This is a genomic window from Lentilactobacillus farraginis DSM 18382 = JCM 14108 (assembly GCF_000583655.1).
In the GTDB taxonomy this organism is placed as follows: domain Bacteria; phylum Bacillota; class Bacilli; order Lactobacillales; family Lactobacillaceae; genus Lentilactobacillus; species Lentilactobacillus farraginis.
In genome coordinates this window covers 1-883 of record NZ_BAKI01000118.1, presented here as the reverse complement: position 1 = coordinate 883, position 883 = coordinate 1, and the positions used below count along the sequence as shown (strand labels likewise).

At 29.0% G+C, this 883-nt stretch carries 1 protein-coding gene; it reads right to left on the bottom strand.

The genetic code is table 11. The features are described from left to right. Positions 1–237: 237 nt before the first annotated feature. Complete coding sequence (locus JCM14108_RS13960) at positions 238–864, bottom strand: hypothetical protein (protein WP_035181591.1); 627 nt, start codon at positions 862–864, stop codon at positions 238–240. Between the last annotated feature and the right edge of the window lie 19 nt (positions 865–883).

Genomic DNA, 883 nt, shown 5'->3' with positions numbered 1-883 from the left:
CTCTTTTACTATACCTTAAATAAGATTAGAAACCATCAAGATTAATGAAATATAAATCTTGATGGTTTCTAATCTATCAACACATGGTAAATATTTAGTTTAGTTTTAGGATATCAGTTTTTGAGATCAGACGTAGAAAATGAATAAATCTTTATTGTGGATATCTAAAAATCTTTGGAAAATGATAAAGTAAAAAATATAGATAAATAGCTGCCCCTACACAATTTGACTTTGTGGTTAATCCTTATACTTTAGTAATTGCTGCATTGATTTATAAATATAAGTTTGACGCTGATCATAAAGTAGTCCTAAAGGATTAGAATCGACTTTTATTTGAGCTTTGAGATTGTTATATTGATTCTCGTAAGCTTCGGCATTCCCATTGGCTTGCTGAAGAGCGGTTTGATAATCTGATGAAGTAGGATCATCATTCTCTAAAGCATTAACAAAAGGTTCCATGGTTTGTACTTGTTGTCTTAATGGCTTTACTTGATTTTTAATAGCCTTTATTTGGTTAGTAATCTGTTTTATCTTAGCATCATAATTGATTTTTTTAACAATAATTTTAAGATTGATTTTTTTAGATGTATAACCCTTTTTGGTGGCCAAAAGGTGATATTTGTTTTTAAAATTAAGCGGTTTGGTAACTTTCATTGAAAATTTACCGCTGCTTTTTTTCTTAGCAATAGTTTTTCGACCTTCATAAAGTGTTACCTTTGTTCCCTTAGTCGTCTTACCAGTAATAGTTTTAGCTTGATCATTAATAGGGTTAATTTTAACGGTTAATTTGTGTGAAGAAGCATTCGCTGACGATAAAAACATAAATGGTAATGATAAGCCTAAAATGAGATTAATTTTTTTCACAATAAATTCCTCCTATATA